Raw genomic sequence first — 17,008 nt, forward strand, 5'->3', positions numbered from 1 at the left:
CGGCCCGGAATGACCAATTCAACAACAGGACGCCCGCAATGAACGCGAAGCCCGGCTTCACCGATTACATCGTCAAGGACATTTCACTCGCCGATTTCGGCCGCAAGGAGCTCTCCCTCGCCGAGACCGAGATGCCCGGCCTGATGGCCACCCGCGAAGAGTATGGCCCGAAGCAGCCGCTGAAGGGCGCGCGCATCGCCGGCTCGCTGCACATGACAATCCAGACCGGCGTGCTGATCGAGACGCTGGCCGCGCTCGGCGCCGACATCCGCTGGGTCTCCTGCAACATCTATTCGACGCAGGATCACGCTGCGGCGGCGATCGCAGCCGCCGGCATTCCGGTGTTCGCCGTCAAGGGTGAGAGCCTTACCGAATACTGGGACTACACCGCCAAGCTGTTCGACTGGCACGGCGGCGGTCACCCGAACATGATCCTCGACGACGGCGGCGACGCCACCATGTACGTCCATCTCGGCCTGCGCGCCGAGAACGGCGACACCAAGTTCCTGGACAAGCCGGGTTCGGAAGAAGAGGAAGTCTTCTTCGCCCTTCTGAAGAAGCAGCTCAAGGAGAAGCCGAAGGGCTACTTCGCCGAGATCGCCAAGAGCATCAAGGGCGTTTCCGAAGAGACCACCACGGGCGTGCATCGTCTCTATGACATGCAGAAAGCCGGCACGCTGCTATGGCCGGCCATCAACGTCAACGACAGCGTCACCAAGTCGAAGTTCGACAACCTCTATGGCTGCCGTGAATCGCTGGTCGACGGCATCCGCCGCGGCACCGACGTGATGATGTCGGGCAAGGTCGCGATGGTCGCGGGCTTCGGCGACGTCGGCAAGGGTTCGGCCGCCTCGCTGCGCCAGGCCGGCTGCCGCGTCTTGGTCTCCGAAGTCGATCCGATCTGCGCGCTGCAGGCGGCGATGGAAGGCTATGAAGTCGTGACCATGGAAGACGCCGCGCCCCGTGCCGACATCTTCGTCACCGCGACCGGCAACAAGGACATCATCACGATCGAGCACATGCGCGCGATGAAGGACCGCGCCATCGTCTGCAACATCGGTCACTTCGACAACGAGATCCAGATCGCGGGTCTGCGTAACCTGAAATGGACCAACATCAAGCCGCAGGTCGACGAGATCGAATTCCCCGACAAGCACCGCATCATCATGCTGTCGGAAGGCCGCCTCGTGAATCTCGGCAATGCGATGGGCCATCCGTCCTTCGTGATGTCGGCATCCTTCACCAACCAGACGCTGGCGCAGATCGAGCTCTTCGCCAACAACAAGGACGGCAAGTACAAGAAGGAAGTCTACGTGCTGCCGAAGTCGCTCGACGAAAAAGTCGCGCGCCTGCACCTCGCCAAGATCGGCGTCAAGCTCACCGAGCTGCGCAAGGACCAGGCCGACTACATCGGCGTCAAGCAGGAAGGTCCGTACAAGTCGGACCATTACCGCTACTGAGCGCGCACTGTTGCGACATAAAGGCCCCGGAGCGATCCGGGGCTTTTTTTGTCGCCGTTCTCCATACTACGCTTGGTAGAGAAGAAACGAGCCTGCCACTTTTGCGGTGGGCTGCCGCTTCTCCCGCTTACGTTGTCGTTCGCCGCCGTAAGGGCGTTGAGATCGACCATTGATTGCTTTTGGGGTGAGATGATAGAAGGCCGGTGTTGCCGCGATAGCACCGGGTAGGCGGTTTAGATGTTCTCAAAACTGATAATCACGCCCACGCGTGTCTTCAGGCCGGCGTCCACCACCAAGGACGAGGCGCAGGTCATCGCGGGCCTCGAAGAGCGGGGCGGCAACTGGTGACAGAAAGACGTTTACACGACGCTCTGTTCATGGCGGCGTCGTTACTCCCGCTGTTCATCATTCTGCAACTTGCAACTCTTGCCCTTTACGCATCGCCCGAGACCGACGACTTCTGTTTTTCGTATCATTATGCCGATGACGGGCTGCTCGGTACGGTCGCACTCTTCTACAAAAGCGTCATCGGCCGGGTCCTGCCGATGGTGCTCATGTGTCTGCCGGCGATGGTTGCGCGGGCAATCCCGCTTGATATGTTCGTCGTCTACCCTTTAGCGATGGTGGCGTTCCTCCTCGCCCTCACTGCCGGCGGACTATGGGTCTGCGCAAGACTCTGGACGTCCGCCTCGGCAGCACTGATCTTCTTTTTCGGCATCACGCTAACTGCCACGATCGCCGTCAACGCGCTCAGCTTCCGGGAAATGTTGCTTTGGATGCCAGGTGTGGCTTGCTACTTGGTGCCGGCGATCATCTTCATGATCGTCTTCACCTGTCTGATCACCACCGCCATCGGTGATACCCCGCTTTCGAGAAGAGCAACCGTGGCCCTTGGTGGGCTCTGTTTCCTCGCCGCCACTTGCAACGAGTTCACAATCGTCTGGTTCATGGCCGCCATAGCGGCTTCATTCGCCGTCCGCGACTTCTGCCAATTCCGAAATCACATCACGCTCGCCGGCTGCACGTTGGCCGGCTTTCTGGTCGTTCTGGCAGCGCCCGGAAATCTGGTTCGGATGTCATCCTATCCGGCTGGCGGGAAGATATGGGCGGCCATTGATGGGGCTTCGCAGTGGTACGCTTACGACTGGGGCCTTCTGCTCCAGCAGCCGACCATGATCTCATGGCTCGCATTGCTCGCTTCCGCTTCGATCTTCGTCATCGGACCCAAGCCGATCACCGCGCGCAAGGTTCTTATAGTCTCGGTTGCAGCGCCCGCGCTCTTTCTTGCGTGCAGCTTCATCACATGGTTCGTGGCCTATGGCGCGACCGGAGAGATGCTGGCCCTGCGGGCGCGCAATGAGAGCGAAGTCATGATCATCATGAGCCTTACATTCGCAACTCTGGCAGTCTCGCGCTTTGCTGCGCAGTTCCTGCCGGCGCGGCCTTCCGATGTGCGAAGCATCGGCATACTCATTTGTGCCCTGCTCTGCCTGCCGCTGATCAACTCTAGAGCTATGACGCTCTACCGAACGGAACGCGGCAGCTTTGCCACCTTCTGGCTTGAAAGCGTCCAGCGTCATGCGACGCTCAGCCTCTCGCAGGACGCCGACATCATCGTTCCAACCCGAACCGCGCGCCCCTCGCTCCTCATGCAAGAGGATCTGACAGCCGATCCGTCACGTCTCCCAAACGACTGCGTCGCCGCCTACTATGGGAAAAAATCAGTCATCATGCGCTAGCGGAGTATTCTGGTTGTTGGCGCCGACAATCCCGGTGAGAAACGTGACAATCTGCAGTCATTTCATCGCGCACGAGACGCCAAGCCGTGGTATATTTCGATGGCGCCTACAGTTTGCTTCGGGACGGGGCGGATAGCCACCGATTTGCAGTCGGATTCAATTGGGCCCGGCGCGAAGGGGAATCATGACCAGCCTGTCAGACCATTTCGACGTGCTGATCGTCGGTGCCGGCCTGTCCGGTATTGGCGCGGGCTATCATCTCCAGACCAAATGTCCGGGCAAGAGCTACGTCATCCTCGAGGGACGCGACTGCATCGGCGGCACCTGGGACCTGTTTCGCTATCCCGGCGTCCGCTCCGACAGCGACATGTTCACGCTCGGCTATTCCTTCAAGCCGTGGACCGATCCGAAGGCGATCGCCGACGGCGCGCAAATCCTCAACTACGTTCGCGAAACCGCGGTCGAGAACGGCATCGAGAAGCACATCCGCTTCCACCATCGTGTCAAGCGTGCGGCGTGGTCGACGAGTGAGGCGCGCTGGACCGTCGAGGCCGAGCGCATCACCGGCGAGGACGCCACCGAAACCGTGCGCTTTACCTGCAATTTCCTGTTCATGTGCTCGGGCTATTACAAATACGAGGCAGGCTACACGCCGGAGTTTCCGGGCGTCTCAGATTTCGCCGGCCGCATCGTGCATCCGCAGAAATGGACCGACGACATCGACTGCGCGGGCAAGCGCGTCGTCGTGATCGGCTCGGGCGCGACCGCGGTGACGCTGGTGCCGGAGCTCGCCAAGACGGCCGCGCAGGTCACGATGCTGCAGCGCTCACCGACCTATGTGGTGTCGCGCCCGGCACAGGATCCCGTCGCCAACAAATTGCGGCGCAATCTGCCGACGCGGCTTGCCTATCATCTGATCCGCTGGCGCAACGTGATGTGGGGGATGTTCTTCTTCCAGCTCAGTCGGCGCCGCCCTGCGAAGGTGAAGGAGCTGGTTCTCAAGGGCGTGCAGATGGCGCTCGGCCCCGACTACGACGTCACGACCCATTTCACGCCGCGCTACAATCCGTGGGACCAGCGGCTCTGCCTCGTGCCGGATGGCGACCTGTTCAAGGCGATTCGCGAGCAGCGCGCCTCCGTGGTGACCAAAGAGATCGACATGTTTACCCATGGCGGTATCCGCCTGAAGGACGGCAGCGAGCTTGCGGCGGACATCATCGTGACCGCGACGGGACTGGTGCTCCAGGTCGTCGGCGGTCTCGACATCAGTGTCGACGGCCGCACCGTCGATTTCGCCAATACGCTGACCTACAAAGGCATGATGTATGCCGAGGTCCCCAACATGGCCTCCGCCTTCGGCTACACCAACGCATCATGGACACTGAAATGCGACCTCACCTGCGAATATGTCTGCCGCCTCATCAACTACATGGACCGGCACAATTTCCGGCAGTGCATGCCGCACAATGACGATCCCTCGATTACCGCGCAGCCGTCGCTCGACTTCACCTCGGGTTATGTGCAGCGCTCAGTCGCAAAGATGCCGAAGCAAGGCTCGAAGCAGCCGTGGCGGCTCTACCAGAACTACGCGCTCGACATCGTCTCCTTGCGGTTCGGCCGGATCGACGACGGCGTGATGCAATATTCCTGATCGCGACGACCTCGGTGTTCTAAGCCTTACGGGTGGTAAGCGGCAGGGCAAAATCAATCGCGAGTGCGAGCACCACGGCGCCACCGCCCAGCGCGAACAGGACGAGATAATCGCCGCCGGTCTGCGCGTAGATCCAGGAGAAGCCGTAGGCCGCGGCCGCCTGGAACAGCGCAAAGCTGGTCGTGGCATGGCTCCACGTCCTGCGCTGCTGCTCGGCAGAATGGGGGACCAGCTCATGGATACGTCCGAGCACGAGCGGTACGATGCCGGGTGTGAAGCCGCCGACCACCACGCTCGACACGATCAGCGAGAGAGGCGCGGTACTGACGGTCGGGAGCAACACGGCGGCCGCTTCGATCAGGAAGGCGGCGCGTAGCGCGGGTCCAAACCCGGCGCGATCGCCGAGGTGACCGGTGACCAGGGGCCGACGATTGCGCCAAGGCCGTAGAGCACCCAGTAGTGCGATCCCGCGGCAATACCCTGGCCGAGGCCGCGCGCGACGAAATCGACGATGAAGACCATGTGCGGCACCAGCGCCACCGCGTTGAGGCCGTATTGGACGAGCAAGCCGCGAACGGCGGGCGAAGCGTGCTTCGCCCGCTGCGATGACACGGTATCGGTCTTGGCCTCGGCAGGCCAGTTCCACCAGCTCACCAGCGTGAGCGTGCCCGAGACCACGCCAAGACCATACCAACTCTGTTGCAAGCCTTGCTGCAGCAATAGCGGCACCAGCGTGCCCGATGCGGCGACACCGAGCCCGACACCAGCAAAGATCACGCCGCCGACCATGCCGCGCTTTGCGGCCGAGGTATGGGGCAGAATGACGGAGGCCGCCAGTACCATGATGATTCCGCCGGTGAGCCCCGACGACAGGAAGCGCCAGGCGAAGAACCAGGTGAACGACACCGGGGTTGAGCTGGCAAAAAAGGAGAGGGTCGCGAGCAACATCATCGCACGCAAGGTGCGAACGGCGCCGATGCGCGCGGCCACGGTCCGCGCCGCGAGCGCGCCGGCGAGATAGCCGGCCAGGTTCGCTGCACCGAGATAGACGACGTCGGACGCCCCGAACCATTTTGCGGCGATCAGGGCCGGGATCAGCGGCGTATAGGAAAAGCGCGCGAGGCCGAGTCCGACCAGCGATGCTGACAATCCGGCTACCGCATATCGCCAGGTTTGCTGTGAAGAAATCTCTGATGTCGAACCCGACCGCTGATGCGGTCGGGGATGAACTTGCTGCTTGGCATCTGCGTCTGTCATGTCGTCCTCGTGCGCGCGAAGGCGCTAGCGTTCAGTGGCCGGCGCTCTGGCCGCCGTCGACATGCAGGATCTCGCCGGTGACGAAGGAGGCGCCCTCGAGATAGAGCACGGCATCGACGATGTCGGACATCTCGCCCATATGGCCGACGGGATGCAGCCCATCGAGCTGGGCGTGCGTCGCGACGGGATGCATCGGCGACTTGATGATGCCGGGCGACACCGCGTTCACGCGGATACCGCGCTTGGCATATTCGATCGCGAGCGACTTGGTCGCGGCGCTCAACCCGCCCTTGCTCAGCGAGGCCAGCACCGAGGGCACGTTCGAATTGGCCTGGTCGACCAGCGTGGTTGTGATCTGGACGACGTGCCCGGACCCCTGCTTCTCCATCTCGGCGATGGCAAGCTGCGTGACGTGGAAGAAGCCCGCGACGTTGGTGCCCATCACCGCCGCATAGTCCTCCGCCGTGTACTGCGTGAACGGCTTTGCGACGAAGATGCCGGCGTTGTTGACCAGCGTGTCGACGCGGCCGAAGCGGGCGACGGCTTGCGAGACCACCCGCTCGGCGGTGTTCCGGTCGGCGATGTCGCCGGCAATGGCGAGGACATCGTCATCGCCCGACGGCTTGATGGAGCGCGCTGTCGCGACGACGTGATAGTTTCGATCGCGAAAACCCTGGACTAGGGCCGCACCGATGCCCTGCGAGGCACCGGTGATGATCGCAACCTTCTGTTCGATACCCATGATGGGCTCCCGTTGTTGGCTTTCAGAACCTGCGCCAGCAACGGCTGGCTTGGCGGGTGAAGTACGCCGTGTTGGGCCGGCTGCGAATACGCGCTGTCCGGCAGACACTCTTTCGCAGCGCGAACGAATGCCGGACCGGCGCCGCCGGTGGTTGTCGCAGCGGGAGCGAACGCCTAGCTTCCAGTGTGACCTCGATGGGCTGGCGGGAAACGTATGGATCGTCTGGATGCGATGAAGGTGTTTGTCCTTGCGGTGGACGAGGGCAGCCTTGCCGCTGCGGGCCGCAAGCTCAGCCGTTCGCCGGCGGCGGTGAGCCGCGCCATTGCTTTCCTGGAGCAGCGGGTCGGTGCCGAGCTGCTGCACCGGACCACACGCTCCATCAAGCTGAGCGAGGAGGGCGAGCGCTATGTCGCGGTCTGCAGGCGCGTGCTCACCGAGCTGGAGGAGGCCGACGGCATCGCGGCCGGGCCGCGCACGGCGCCCCGCGGCCTGCTCACGATCACCGCCCCGGTGGTGTCAGGTGAGATGGTGCTGCGGCCGATCCTCGATGCGTTTCTCGATGCCTATCCGACCGTGTCGGCAAAACTCCTGCTGTTCGATCGCGCGGTCAATCTGATCGAGGAGGGGGTCGACGTCGCGCTCCGCATCGGCCATCTCGCGGATTCAGCGATGGTCGCGATGCGGGTCGGCGAGATCAGCCGCGTCGTGGTGGCATCACCACGCTATCTGAAGCAGCACCCGCGCATCACCGAGCCCGGCGATCTTGCCAAGCACCAGATCGTCGCGATGGCCCACCTTCCCAATTCGTGGACCTTTGCGCCGCAGGTCGGCTCGTCGGCTGCCCGCACGGTGCAGTTCACGCCGCGGCTCGTCGTCAACAGCACCTATGCAGCGGTGGCCTCGGCCGTCGCCGGCCGCGGTGTGGCGCGAATGTATTCGTACCAGGTGGGTGAGCAGGTCGCGCGCGGCGAGCTCGAGATCGTGCTGCCCGGCGACGAGGATCCCGAGATGCCCGCGCATTTGATCTGTCCGCAGGGCCGGCTCTCGGTGCCGAAGGTGCGGACCTTCACGGACTTTGCGGTGCCACGGCTGAAGAAGCAGTTTGCACAGCTCAAGAACAGCATCACTGCGCGGTGAGCCGCTGCGCGCACGGGCAATGCGTTGTTTTGCGTATACGGCCGCTAGGCTGAATCAGCCATGCTGCCCGAACGGTTAACGTCGGATTAACCGCGGAGTCCTAGCCTGTCTCGGCCGGGGTTACTTGCAAGGCCGAGGTGAGCCCAATGGAAGCCCAGAGAATCGCGGTCGACGCCGTCGTCGCGTTGACCGATTGCGACCGCGACGCCGTGATCGCGTTCATCCGCCGCCTGTATCTCGCCGGCGTCACCGACCCCAAGCGCCTGACCTTCAAGGGTCTCCAGGCCCTGTCACGGGCGTGACTAGGGCCGCGTACAATCAATTACTGAACGGTCGGATCGTTGATCCGGATTGACGTGACACGGTCCGCCTGCACTTCGAATGAGAAGGGCCATGGGTGATAGGTCCCGAGATCGGTCTTCTCTAGCCCGCTCGGCCCGACATGGAAGGGGCCGCCGAACTGCGCCATCAGCTTCTCAGTGCTGTCGCCGAGATTGATGTGGTTGAAGCTGTAGCCCGAGGGCGGGTGCCGGCCCGCTGACCTGAAGCGCGGCCTCATCGTGCTGTCGGCGCTGCGATGACCGCGTCTAGTGATGGTGCTTGTGTCCTTCGGAGCTATCGGGGCGTTGGTAACCTCGCAGCTCCGCGTATCGCTGCATCTGGTTCTGATCGAGCAAGGCGGTCGTCGACAGATGATATTTGAGGTGGCTTTCGCGGAGCAAGGCCTGGGTTTCCGAAATGGCAACGAGGGTCGCCCTAAGTGACTCCGATGTCGCGACGCGGGCAGAGAAGAGCCGATCCAACTCCGTTTCCTGCTCGACCAGCTTGTTACCCAGCGGGACCGCCTCTTGCTTCATGGCCTCGAACAGGTGCTGAACCCGGATGCGCTGATCCGCGGTCAAGTCAAGCCGGTCACCGAACTCAAGAACATGGCTCGGACCGGGATATCCATTGAGTTCGGCGGCAAGCGCCAGGCCCATGCCACGTCCGGCTCGAAGATCGTCGATCTGCTGGTGAGACAGCGCCTTGATGGGGCGCTGCTCAAAGCCGGCATAGGGCTGACCGGACTGCGCGCTGGCAACGTTGCACGAGACGATAAGCGTGGCCGCAAGCAGGAGAAGGCGTCTCATGAGTCTGGCTCCATGAAATCGGCCCGGTTCGTCGATCGATCTCCACCGGTGCTCTCCACATATCTTGCTGGACGGTTCGCCTCATGGCAACAAAGATTGCCGCGATTGAGTTGCCGAACATGGAGCAGGCGATGGCCTCCTTGCCGACCGCGAATGCCGAGATCACGCAGTTCTTTCGCCAATGGCTGGAGACCTTTGCAGGTTATGTCCGCGAGGTCGACTATGCTTCGGCGCGGCCGCTCTTCCATCCGGATGTGCTGGCCTTCGGCACGCACAACGACGTCATTCCCGGCCTCGACCAATGGGTCACCACGCAATGGGATAACGTCTGGCCCAAGACGGCCGACTTCCGTTTCGTCATCGACCAGGCCTCGATCCTGGCATCGTCTGATGGCACGATGGCGACCGTGATCGTGCCGTGGACGAGCACAGGCTATCATCCCGACGGCAGCGCGTTTCCGCGCCCCGGCCGGGCCACGATGGTGTTTTCAAGACATGGCGATGGTTGGCTGTGCGTGCATTCCCACATGTCGCTCAATCGGGGTGTGCCGCAGGCAAGCCACGCCGATCGGCCGGTGAAGGCTTGGTAGATCGGCATCGTCCGCTAGCGAAATGCAAAAGGCCCCGGACATGCCCGAGGCCTTCTTAGTTCGAGCCGCCGTGAGCCTTACTCGGGTTGGCCGATCGAGACCTTCAGCGTGCCGACGCCGTCGACGCCGCATTCGAGCTTGTCGCCGGGCTGGAGCTGCGACACGCCGGCCGGCGTGCCCGTCATGATGATGTCGCCGGCGGCGAGCTTCACCTGCTGCGAGAGCTGCCAGATGATCTCGGGCACGTTCCAGATCAGCTCGGTGAGATCGCCTTTCTGCGCTTCCTTGCCGTTGACCGTGAGCCAGATCTTGCCTTTGGCGGGATGGCCGATCTTCGATGCCGGCTGCACCGCGGAGCAGGGTGCCGAATAGTCGAACGACTTGCCGATCTCCCACGGACGCTCCTTCTTGCGCGAGGCGATCTGGAGGTCGCGGCGGGTCAAGTCGATGCCGACGGCATAGCCGTAGACATGGTCGAGCGCCTTGTCGGCGGGAATGTTGAGGCCGCCGCTCTTCATTGCGACGATCAGCTCGACCTCGTGATGGAGATCCTTGGTCAGCGGCGGATAGGGAATGGTGGCGCCGTCGGGCACCAGCATGTCGGCGTGCTTGGCGAAGAAGAAAGGCGGGGCGCGCTCGTCATTGCCCATCTCACGGATGTGCTCGAGATAGTTGCGACCGACGCACCAGATGCGGCGCACGGGATATCGGCCGCTTTCCCCGACGACGGGAAGCGAAGCCTGGGTCGGAAGCGGGATGACGTAGGAGGCGGCGTTCATGGTGCGATCTCGCTGCTCTTGAGGTGAAGGGAACTCTATGCGGTTGCGCTGATCGGCGCCAGAGCGCCGGCGTCGTGATGCTGCAAGCGGAAGAACGAGGCGTAGCGCCCGCCGCGGCGGAGCAGCTCGTCATGCCGGCCCTGCTCGACGATCTCGCCACCCTCGACCACCAGGATCGCATCGGCGTGCATGATGGTGTGCAGGCGATGCGCGATCACGATCGTGGTGCGGTTCTGGCAGAGATGCTCGATCGCCTCCTGCACCTGCCGTTCGGATTCCGAATCGAGCGCGGCGGTGGCTTCGTCGAGCAGGATGATCGGCGCGTTCTTGATCAGAGCGCGCGCGACCGCGATGCGCTGGCGCTGGCCGCCGGATAGCTGCGTGCCGTGCTCGCCGACGGGCGTGTCGTAGCCGAGCGGGAAGCCCATGATGAAATCATGCGCGCAGGCTGCTTTCGCAGCATCGATAATCTGGTCTTCGGTCGCGCCCGCGCGGCCGAAGGCGATGTTGTTGCGGATGGTGTCGCGGAACAGATAGACGTCCTGGCCGACATAGGCGGTCTGAGCCCGCAGCGATTTTCGCGAGACGGCGCCGATCGACTGGCCGTCGATCACGATGTCGCCTTGCGTCACCTCGTAGAAGCGCAGCAGCAACCCCAGCACGGTCGATTTGCCGCCGCCGGAGGGGCCGACCAGCGCGGTGACCTTGCCGGGCTCGGCAACAAAGCTCATGCGATTGAGGACGGTCTCACCGTTGCGATAGGAAAAGCTGACGTCGCGCAGCTCGATGCGTGCGTTCGAAAGTTTCAGCGCCGGCTTGTCGTCGTCGGAATGCTCGCTCGCAGGGCTGTCGACGACTTCGAGCAGCATGCGGGCGCCGACGAGCTGGCTGTTGAGGTCGATGTTGAGCCGCGCCAGCCGCTTGGCCGGCTCGGTCGCCATCAGGAACGCCGTCATGAAGGAAAAGAACGCGCCGGGCGTGGCGTTGAGCGCGACCACGCTATAGCCGCCATAGAGCAGGCAGCCGGCGACTGCGAAGCCGCCGAGCATCTCCATCAGCGGATTGGAGCGATTGGCGACGCGGGCCATCTTGTTGGCGTTGCGCTCGACGATCGCGATATTCTCGTCGATGCGGTTTTGCATGGTGTCTTCGAGCGTGAACGCTTTCACCGTGCGGATGCCCTGCAGCGATTCCTGCATCGTCTCCAGGATGTCGGCGGTGCCGGTGAACTGGTTGTAGGCGAGCCCCTTGATGCGCTTGACCAGCTTGCGCAGCACCAGCATCGCCGGCGGCACGGCAACGAGGCCGATGAACGACATCACCGGATCCTGCCACACCATCACGCCGATCATGGCGAGCAGCATCATGAGGTCGCGCCCGACCGCATTGACCAGCATGTTGAGGACGTCGGTGATGGACTTTGCGCCGGCCGTCAGCCGCGCCAGGAATTCCGACGAATGCCGCTCGGAGAAGAATCCGACGCTCTCGCGCATCAGCTTGGCGAACAGCTGGCGCTGGTTGGTGGCGAGGATGGCGTTGGAGATCTTGGTCAGGATCACCATGTGGCCGTAGGTCGCCACGCCCTTGATGAAGAGCAGGATCACGGTGATGCCCGAGAACATCGCGATGCCCGGGATGTTCTTGTCGACATAGGCCTGGTTGATGACCTGGCCGAGCACGTAGGTCGCGCCCGCGGTCGATCCGGCGGCAAGCGCCATCAGCGCGAAGGCGACGAGGTAGCGCCGCCAGTAGATGATCCCCTGTTCCGTGACCAGGCGGCGAATCAGCACCGCAGCCGCATAGGGATCGTCGGTGATTTTCTTTGGAAACTGAGCCATCCGCAGTCCATTGACGGCACAGGAAAAGCCTGCCCGCGCGTCAGGGATCGAATGGCCTCTGTGCCCGCTAAGCCAGCGCTTTTCAAGCCCAATTAAGGGCTTGCGCTGGAATGGAATCTAGGCCGAGGCGGCGTGGCGGAGCTCGCCGTGACGCTCGCGGAACAGCTTGTCCTCCCAGGCCAGCGCATGGGCCGCGATGGTCTCGAGGTCGTCGTATTGCGGCTTCCAGTCGAGCAGGCCGCGGATACGGCTGGTGTCGGCGACCATGGTCATGATGTCGCCGGGCCGGCGCGGGGCGTATTGCACGGCGAAGCTGCGGCCCGAGACACGGCGTACCGCGTCGATGGTCTCCAGCACCGAGTAGCCGCGGCCATAGCCGCAATTGAGCGTCGTCGAGGCGCCGCCGTTGCGCAAATAGGCGAGCGCCGAGCGATGCGCCTGCGACAGGTCCGTGACGTGGATGAAGTCGCGGATGCAGCTGCCGTCCTGGGTCGGATAGTCGGTGCCGAACACGTCGATCTTGGCGCGCTGGCCGGTGGCGGCTTCCACCGCGATCTTGAGCAGGTGCGTGGCGCCGACGGTGGCGAGGCCGATGCGGGCCTGCGGATCGGCACCCGCAACGTTGAAATAGCGCAGGGTCACGTATTGCATGCCGTAAGCGGCGGCGACGTCGTGCAGCATGATCTCGGTCATCAGCTTCGACGAACCGTAGGGCGACAGCGGCCGTGTTGGCGCATGCTCGGGCACCGGCACCTGGTCCGGATCGCCGTAGACCGCCGCGGTCGAGGAGAAGATGAAGCGGTCGATGCCGCGCTTGACCGCGACGTTGAGCAGGTTGCGCGCGGTCGTGAAATTGTTGCGGTAATAGCCGAGCGGATCGCGCATCGAATCCGGCACGACCACCGACCCCGCGAAATGGATGATGCTCTCGATGTTGTGCTGGGCGATCACGCCTTCGAGCAGGTTCTCGTCGCCGGCATCGCCAATGAACAGCGGCACGCCTTCGGGCAGATAGGCGGAGAAACCGGTGGAGAGATCGTCGATCACGACGACGTCCTCGCCGGCTTCCGCCAGCGCCAGAACCGTGTGGCTTCCGATATAGCCGGCACCGCCGGTGACAAGCACAGTCATGATCTCACCCGTCTTCGATCAACGCTCCAAGCTAACGTTTACGTGGTGAAGAGTGGGTATCGGCGCGGCTGAACTGGTCACTATGCTTAATGTTGCGTATAGGGACTTTCGAAACGGAGCGTGGCGTGGCGAATTCCCCAAGCGATCTCGAAGTGATCGTGCCAAATCTGCACAGGCGCTATTCCGGGGTCACCGCGACCAACCGGATGGTGGCGCCGCGGATGGCAAAGCTCTATCGCGCCGCGTGGTTCGGTTCCGACGCGCCGGAGGGGATCGCGCGCCTGGGCGGTGCCGATCTCCTGAGATTGTGGCGCCGCAAGGCGTCGGTGATCTGGCACGCGCGCCGCAACAACGAGATGATCGCGGGCGTGCTGTTGCGCGCGCTCGGTTGGCCGCTCAAGCTCGTGTTCACTTCGGCGGCGCAACGCCATCATAGCTGGATCACGCGCTGGCTGATCCGGCGCATGGACGCAATCATCGCGACGTCAGATCTTTCGGCCTCGTTCCTGAAAGTGAAGGCGACCGTGATTCCGCACGGCGTCGACACCGACGTCTATGCGCCGCCGGCGGATCGCACTGCTGTCTTCGCGGAAACTGCGCTGCCGGGCCGCTACGCGATCGGCTGCTTCGGCCGCGTGCGCGCCCAGAAGGGCACCGATGTGTTCGTCGATGCGATGTGCCGCCTGCTGCCGCGCTATCCGGATTTCACCGCTGTTATCGTCGGCCAGGTCACACCCGAGCAAGCCGCTTTTGCAAACGACCTGAAGAAACGGATCGAGGCCGCCGGTCTGCAATCGCGCATCGTCATCACTGGCGAGCTGCCGATCGAAGATGTGCAGCGCTGGTATCAGCGGCTGACCATCTACGCCTTCACTTCGCGCAACGAAGGTTTTGGCTTGACGTTGATCGAAGCGATGGCGGCCGGCAGCGCGCTGGTCGCCGCGCGCGCCGGCGCGGCCGAACTGGTGGTGGAGGATGGCGTGACCGGCGTGCTGGTCCCGACCGGTGATGTGGATGCGCTGGTCGCAGCGCTGGAGCCGCTGATGCGCGATGTTGCTGTCGCAACCGCGATGGGCGAACGCGGGCGGGCACGGGTACTTGAACGGTTCAGCCTCGATGCCGAGGCGGCGCGGATCGGTGAGGTCTATCGGCCGCTGCTTTGAATACGCTCGCCAAAACAAAAACCGCGAAAACAACCCCATGCACAGTAGCCGGGGCCAACGAAATCAATGGCTTGGCCGGCATCCCGACGCTGCGGGTTTTACGAATTCAATTTGACTCGTCGGGCAAAACACCGGCATGATGTCATCATCGGCGCAGCCTCGACGGCCTTCACGTCGACGCCCTTGCCCCCGCCTCACCCAGCACCCGCTGCGCAATCTCCACCACCTCGATCGCCGCGATATCTCGCATGCAGCGGTGGTCGTTCATCTTGCAGATCGTGCTCTGGCAGGGTTGGCAGGATAGCACGCTCTTGTCCTGCACCACGGTCGCGGCGAGGCCGTTGAGGGGGGCCCAGAGGTAGGGGCTGGTCGGACCGAAAATACCCATGGTCGGCGTGCCCAGGGCAGCTGCGATGTGCATCAGGCCGGAATCGTTGGAGATCGCGACGCCGGCTGCAGCCATGGCCAGCACGCCGTTGCGCAGATCATTGCCGGTGAGGTCCCGGACCCCGGCGCCGCCGGCCGCGACGATCTCCTGGGCCAGGCCCTTTTCCCCGGGGCCGCCGACCACCCAGACCTCAAGGCCGCGCTCGGCGAGCAAGCGGGCGGCCTCGGGATAATAGGTCCAGCGTTTTGATGCCCCGACCGAGCCGGGCGCGAGCGCTACGGCAGCGCCTGCGCTGAGGCCATTGGCTTGCCGCCAGCGGACGATGTCCTCGGCCGGGACCCGCAACTGCGGCACCGGCCATTCCGCCGGCAGCGGGGCGCCATCGGGCTGGGCGAGGGCGGCATTCTTGTCGATGAAGCGGGGCAGCTTCTTCTCGCCCCAGCGCCAGCGGTTGAGCAGGCCGAACCGGAATTCGCCGACGAAGCCGACCCTTTCCGGAATCCCGGCCAAAGCGGGCGCGATGGCGGCCTTCCAGGTCCGGGGTAGCACCAGGGCGGTGCCGTAGTTCCGCTCGCGCAGGAGCTTCGCCAGGCCCAGCTGGCGGCCCACTGCGAGCCGGCCGCGCGGCAGGTCCCAGACGATCGCATCGCGCACGCCGGGCATGTAATCGACCAGGGGCGCGCACAGCGACGTCGTGAGCAGATCGACCGGCCGGTTCGGCCAGCGCTCGTTCAGGACTCGCACGACGGTGTGATTCCGGACGAAATCACCGATCCACATGTAGGGGACGATCAGGATCGGGCGCGTGTCGCGCCGATCTGCGTCTCCACTAAGTTGCGAATCTTGGTTCATTCGTTAATAAGGCCGGGGGCGCGCTGATGTGGCGGTTCGGTTAGCCGCTCCGGGCCGGCAGGTAAAGCCGGCAAAGCGGCCATCCCAAAACCGCTTACACTTTGGAGGATCATGCGCTAGGGCAAGATCGGGTCGCAAAACATCGGGCAGGCTAGGTGAAATGTTGCTGGTGACCGGCGGGGCCGGTTTTATCGGATCGAATGTCGTCGCCGCGCTGAATGAGGCCGGCCGCAGCGACGTCGTCGTCTGCGATTTCCTTGGCACCGAGGGCAAATGGCGCAACCTCGCCAAGCGGCAGCTTGTGGATATCGTGCCGCCGGCTGAGTTGCCGGACTGGCTCAAGGGCCGCAAGCTCGATGCCGTGATCCATCTCGGGGCGATTTCCGCGACCACGGCGACCGACGGCGACCTGGTGTTCGAGACCAACTTTCGCCTGTCGATGCGTCTCCTGGACTGGTGCACCGCAAATGCGGTGCCGCTGATCTACGCCTCGTCGGCGGCGACCTATGGCGACGGCGAGGCAGGATTTGACGACGATGCTTCGATCGCTGCGTTGAAGAAACTGCGGCCGATGAACCTCTACGGCTGGAGCAAGCACCTGTTCGATCTCGCCGTCGCCGAGCGCGCAGCGAAGGGCGAGAAGCTGCCGCCGCAATGGGCCGGACTGAAATTCTTCAACGTGTTCGGCCCCAACGAATACCACAAGGGCTCGATGATGAGCGTGCTGGCGCGGCGCTTCGACGACGTCAAAGCGGGCCGCGTCGTGCAATTGTTCAAGTCGCATCGCGAGGGCATCGTCGATGGCGATCAGCGCCGCGATTTCATCTATGTCGACGACGTCGTGCGCGTGATCATGTGGCTGCTGGCAACGCCCTCGGTGTCCGGCATCTTCAACGTCGGCACCGGCAAGGCACGCAGCTTCAAGGATCTGATCCTGGCAGCTTATGCCGCGCTCGGCGCAAGTCCCAACATCGAATACATCGACATGCCCGAGCAGATCCGCGGCAGCTACCAGTACTTCACCCAGAGCGAGGTCGATCGCCTCCACCGCGCCGGCTATAATGGTGGTTTCACCACGCTCGAGGACGCGGTGAAGGCCTATGTCGGCGACTATCTCGACCGGCCCGACCGCTTCCGCTGAGGCCCATCAC

General features: G+C 63.5%; 15 protein-coding genes and 1 pseudogene. 8 read left to right on the forward strand and 8 right to left on the reverse strand.

Annotated features, from left to right (window positions below; genetic code table 11):
* Positions 1-38 precede the first annotated feature (38 nt).
* From ahcY to N551_RS0109680, 3 genes are all read left to right on the forward strand, one after another.
* Positions 39-1,460 (forward strand): adenosylhomocysteinase, encoded by a 1,422-nt coding sequence (gene ahcY, locus N551_RS0109665; protein ID WP_027566812.1) that lies wholly within the window; start codon positions 39-41, stop codon positions 1,458-1,460.
* Between the two features lie 344 nt (positions 1,461-1,804).
* On the forward strand, positions 1,805-3,199 hold the full coding sequence (locus tag N551_RS0109675; protein ID WP_155809577.1) for a DUF6056 family protein: 1,395 nt from the start codon (positions 1,805-1,807) through the stop codon (positions 3,197-3,199).
* Between the two features lie 184 nt (positions 3,200-3,383).
* Positions 3,384-4,850, forward strand: a complete 1,467-nt coding sequence (locus N551_RS0109680; protein WP_027566814.1) for an NAD(P)/FAD-dependent oxidoreductase — start codon at positions 3,384-3,386, stop codon at positions 4,848-4,850.
* A 19-nt stretch (positions 4,851-4,869) separates the two neighbouring features.
* On the opposite strand, the pseudogene N551_RS35295 reads toward N551_RS0109680, so the two are convergent.
* Both N551_RS35295 and N551_RS0109690 read right to left on the reverse strand, forming a co-directional pair.
* Positions 4,870-6,107: pseudogene (locus N551_RS35295) on the reverse strand (YbfB/YjiJ family MFS transporter).
* Positions 6,108-6,138: 31 nt separating this feature from the next.
* Positions 6,139-6,849, reverse strand: coding sequence for an SDR family NAD(P)-dependent oxidoreductase (locus N551_RS0109690; RefSeq protein WP_027566815.1), 711 nt, complete (start codon positions 6,847-6,849; stop codon positions 6,139-6,141).
* A 213-nt stretch (positions 6,850-7,062) separates the two neighbouring features.
* Between N551_RS0109690 and N551_RS0109695 the strand changes: the two genes are divergently transcribed.
* Together N551_RS0109695 and N551_RS38690 are read left to right on the forward strand one after the other, a co-directional pair.
* Positions 7,063-7,986: a LysR family transcriptional regulator gene (locus N551_RS0109695; protein WP_027566816.1), complete on the forward strand. Its 924-nt coding sequence runs from the start codon at positions 7,063-7,065 to the stop codon at positions 7,984-7,986.
* Between the two features lie 146 nt (positions 7,987-8,132).
* Positions 8,133-8,288, forward strand: coding sequence for a hypothetical protein (locus N551_RS38690; RefSeq protein WP_007612486.1), 156 nt, complete (start codon positions 8,133-8,135; stop codon positions 8,286-8,288).
* A 20-nt stretch (positions 8,289-8,308) separates the two neighbouring features.
* Here the strand turns inward: N551_RS38690 and N551_RS0109705 are convergent, their stop codons facing one another.
* Both N551_RS0109705 and N551_RS0109710 read right to left on the reverse strand, forming a co-directional pair.
* A complete protein-coding gene (locus N551_RS0109705) occupies positions 8,309-8,545 on the reverse strand; it encodes a hypothetical protein (protein ID WP_027566817.1) in 237 nt (78 codons plus the stop codon).
* A 28-nt stretch (positions 8,546-8,573) separates the two neighbouring features.
* On the reverse strand, positions 8,574-9,116 hold the full coding sequence (locus N551_RS0109710) for a hypothetical protein (RefSeq protein WP_027566818.1): 543 nt from the start codon (positions 9,114-9,116) through the stop codon (positions 8,574-8,576).
* Positions 9,117-9,247: 131 nt separating this feature from the next.
* On the opposite strand from N551_RS0109710, the gene N551_RS0109715 reads away from it, so the two are divergent.
* On the forward strand, positions 9,248-9,706 hold the full coding sequence (locus N551_RS0109715) for a nuclear transport factor 2 family protein (protein ID WP_027566819.1): 459 nt from the start codon (positions 9,248-9,250) through the stop codon (positions 9,704-9,706).
* 77 nt (positions 9,707-9,783) lie between these two features.
* On the opposite strand, the gene N551_RS0109720 is transcribed toward N551_RS0109715, so the two are convergent.
* The 3 genes from N551_RS0109720 to galE form a co-directional block, all read right to left on the reverse strand.
* Positions 9,784-10,485, reverse strand: a complete 702-nt coding sequence (locus N551_RS0109720; RefSeq protein ID WP_027566820.1) for a fumarylacetoacetate hydrolase family protein — start codon at positions 10,483-10,485, stop codon at positions 9,784-9,786.
* A gap of 35 nt (positions 10,486-10,520) precedes the next feature.
* Positions 10,521-12,323, reverse strand: a complete 1,803-nt coding sequence (locus N551_RS0109725; protein ID WP_027566821.1) for an ABC transporter ATP-binding protein — start codon at positions 12,321-12,323, stop codon at positions 10,521-10,523.
* A gap of 117 nt (positions 12,324-12,440) precedes the next feature.
* Positions 12,441-13,454 carry a UDP-glucose 4-epimerase GalE gene (gene galE / locus N551_RS0109730; RefSeq protein ID WP_007612473.1) on the reverse strand — a complete coding sequence of 338 codons (1,014 nt, stop codon included), beginning with the start codon at positions 13,452-13,454 and terminating at the stop codon, positions 12,441-12,443.
* A 125-nt stretch (positions 13,455-13,579) separates the two neighbouring features.
* On the opposite strand from galE, the gene N551_RS0109735 reads away from it, so the two are divergent.
* Positions 13,580-14,617, forward strand: coding sequence for a glycosyltransferase family 4 protein (locus N551_RS0109735; protein WP_027566822.1), 1,038 nt, complete (start codon positions 13,580-13,582; stop codon positions 14,615-14,617).
* A gap of 169 nt (positions 14,618-14,786) precedes the next feature.
* Here N551_RS0109735 and waaF read toward each other — a convergent pair whose 3' ends face one another.
* Positions 14,787-15,857, reverse strand: coding sequence for a lipopolysaccharide heptosyltransferase II (gene waaF / locus N551_RS0109740; protein ID WP_027566823.1), 1,071 nt, complete (start codon positions 15,855-15,857; stop codon positions 14,787-14,789).
* A 160-nt stretch (positions 15,858-16,017) separates the two neighbouring features.
* On the opposite strand from waaF, the gene rfaD reads away from it, so the two are divergent.
* Positions 16,018-16,998 carry an ADP-glyceromanno-heptose 6-epimerase gene (gene rfaD / locus N551_RS0109745; RefSeq protein ID WP_027566824.1) on the forward strand — a complete coding sequence of 327 codons (981 nt, stop codon included), beginning with the start codon at positions 16,018-16,020 and terminating at the stop codon, positions 16,996-16,998.
* The last annotated feature ends 10 nt before the right edge of the window (positions 16,999-17,008 follow it).

The sequence above is a fragment of the Bradyrhizobium sp. URHA0013 genome (assembly GCF_000518345.1).
Taxonomy (GTDB): domain Bacteria; phylum Pseudomonadota; class Alphaproteobacteria; order Rhizobiales; family Xanthobacteraceae; genus Bradyrhizobium.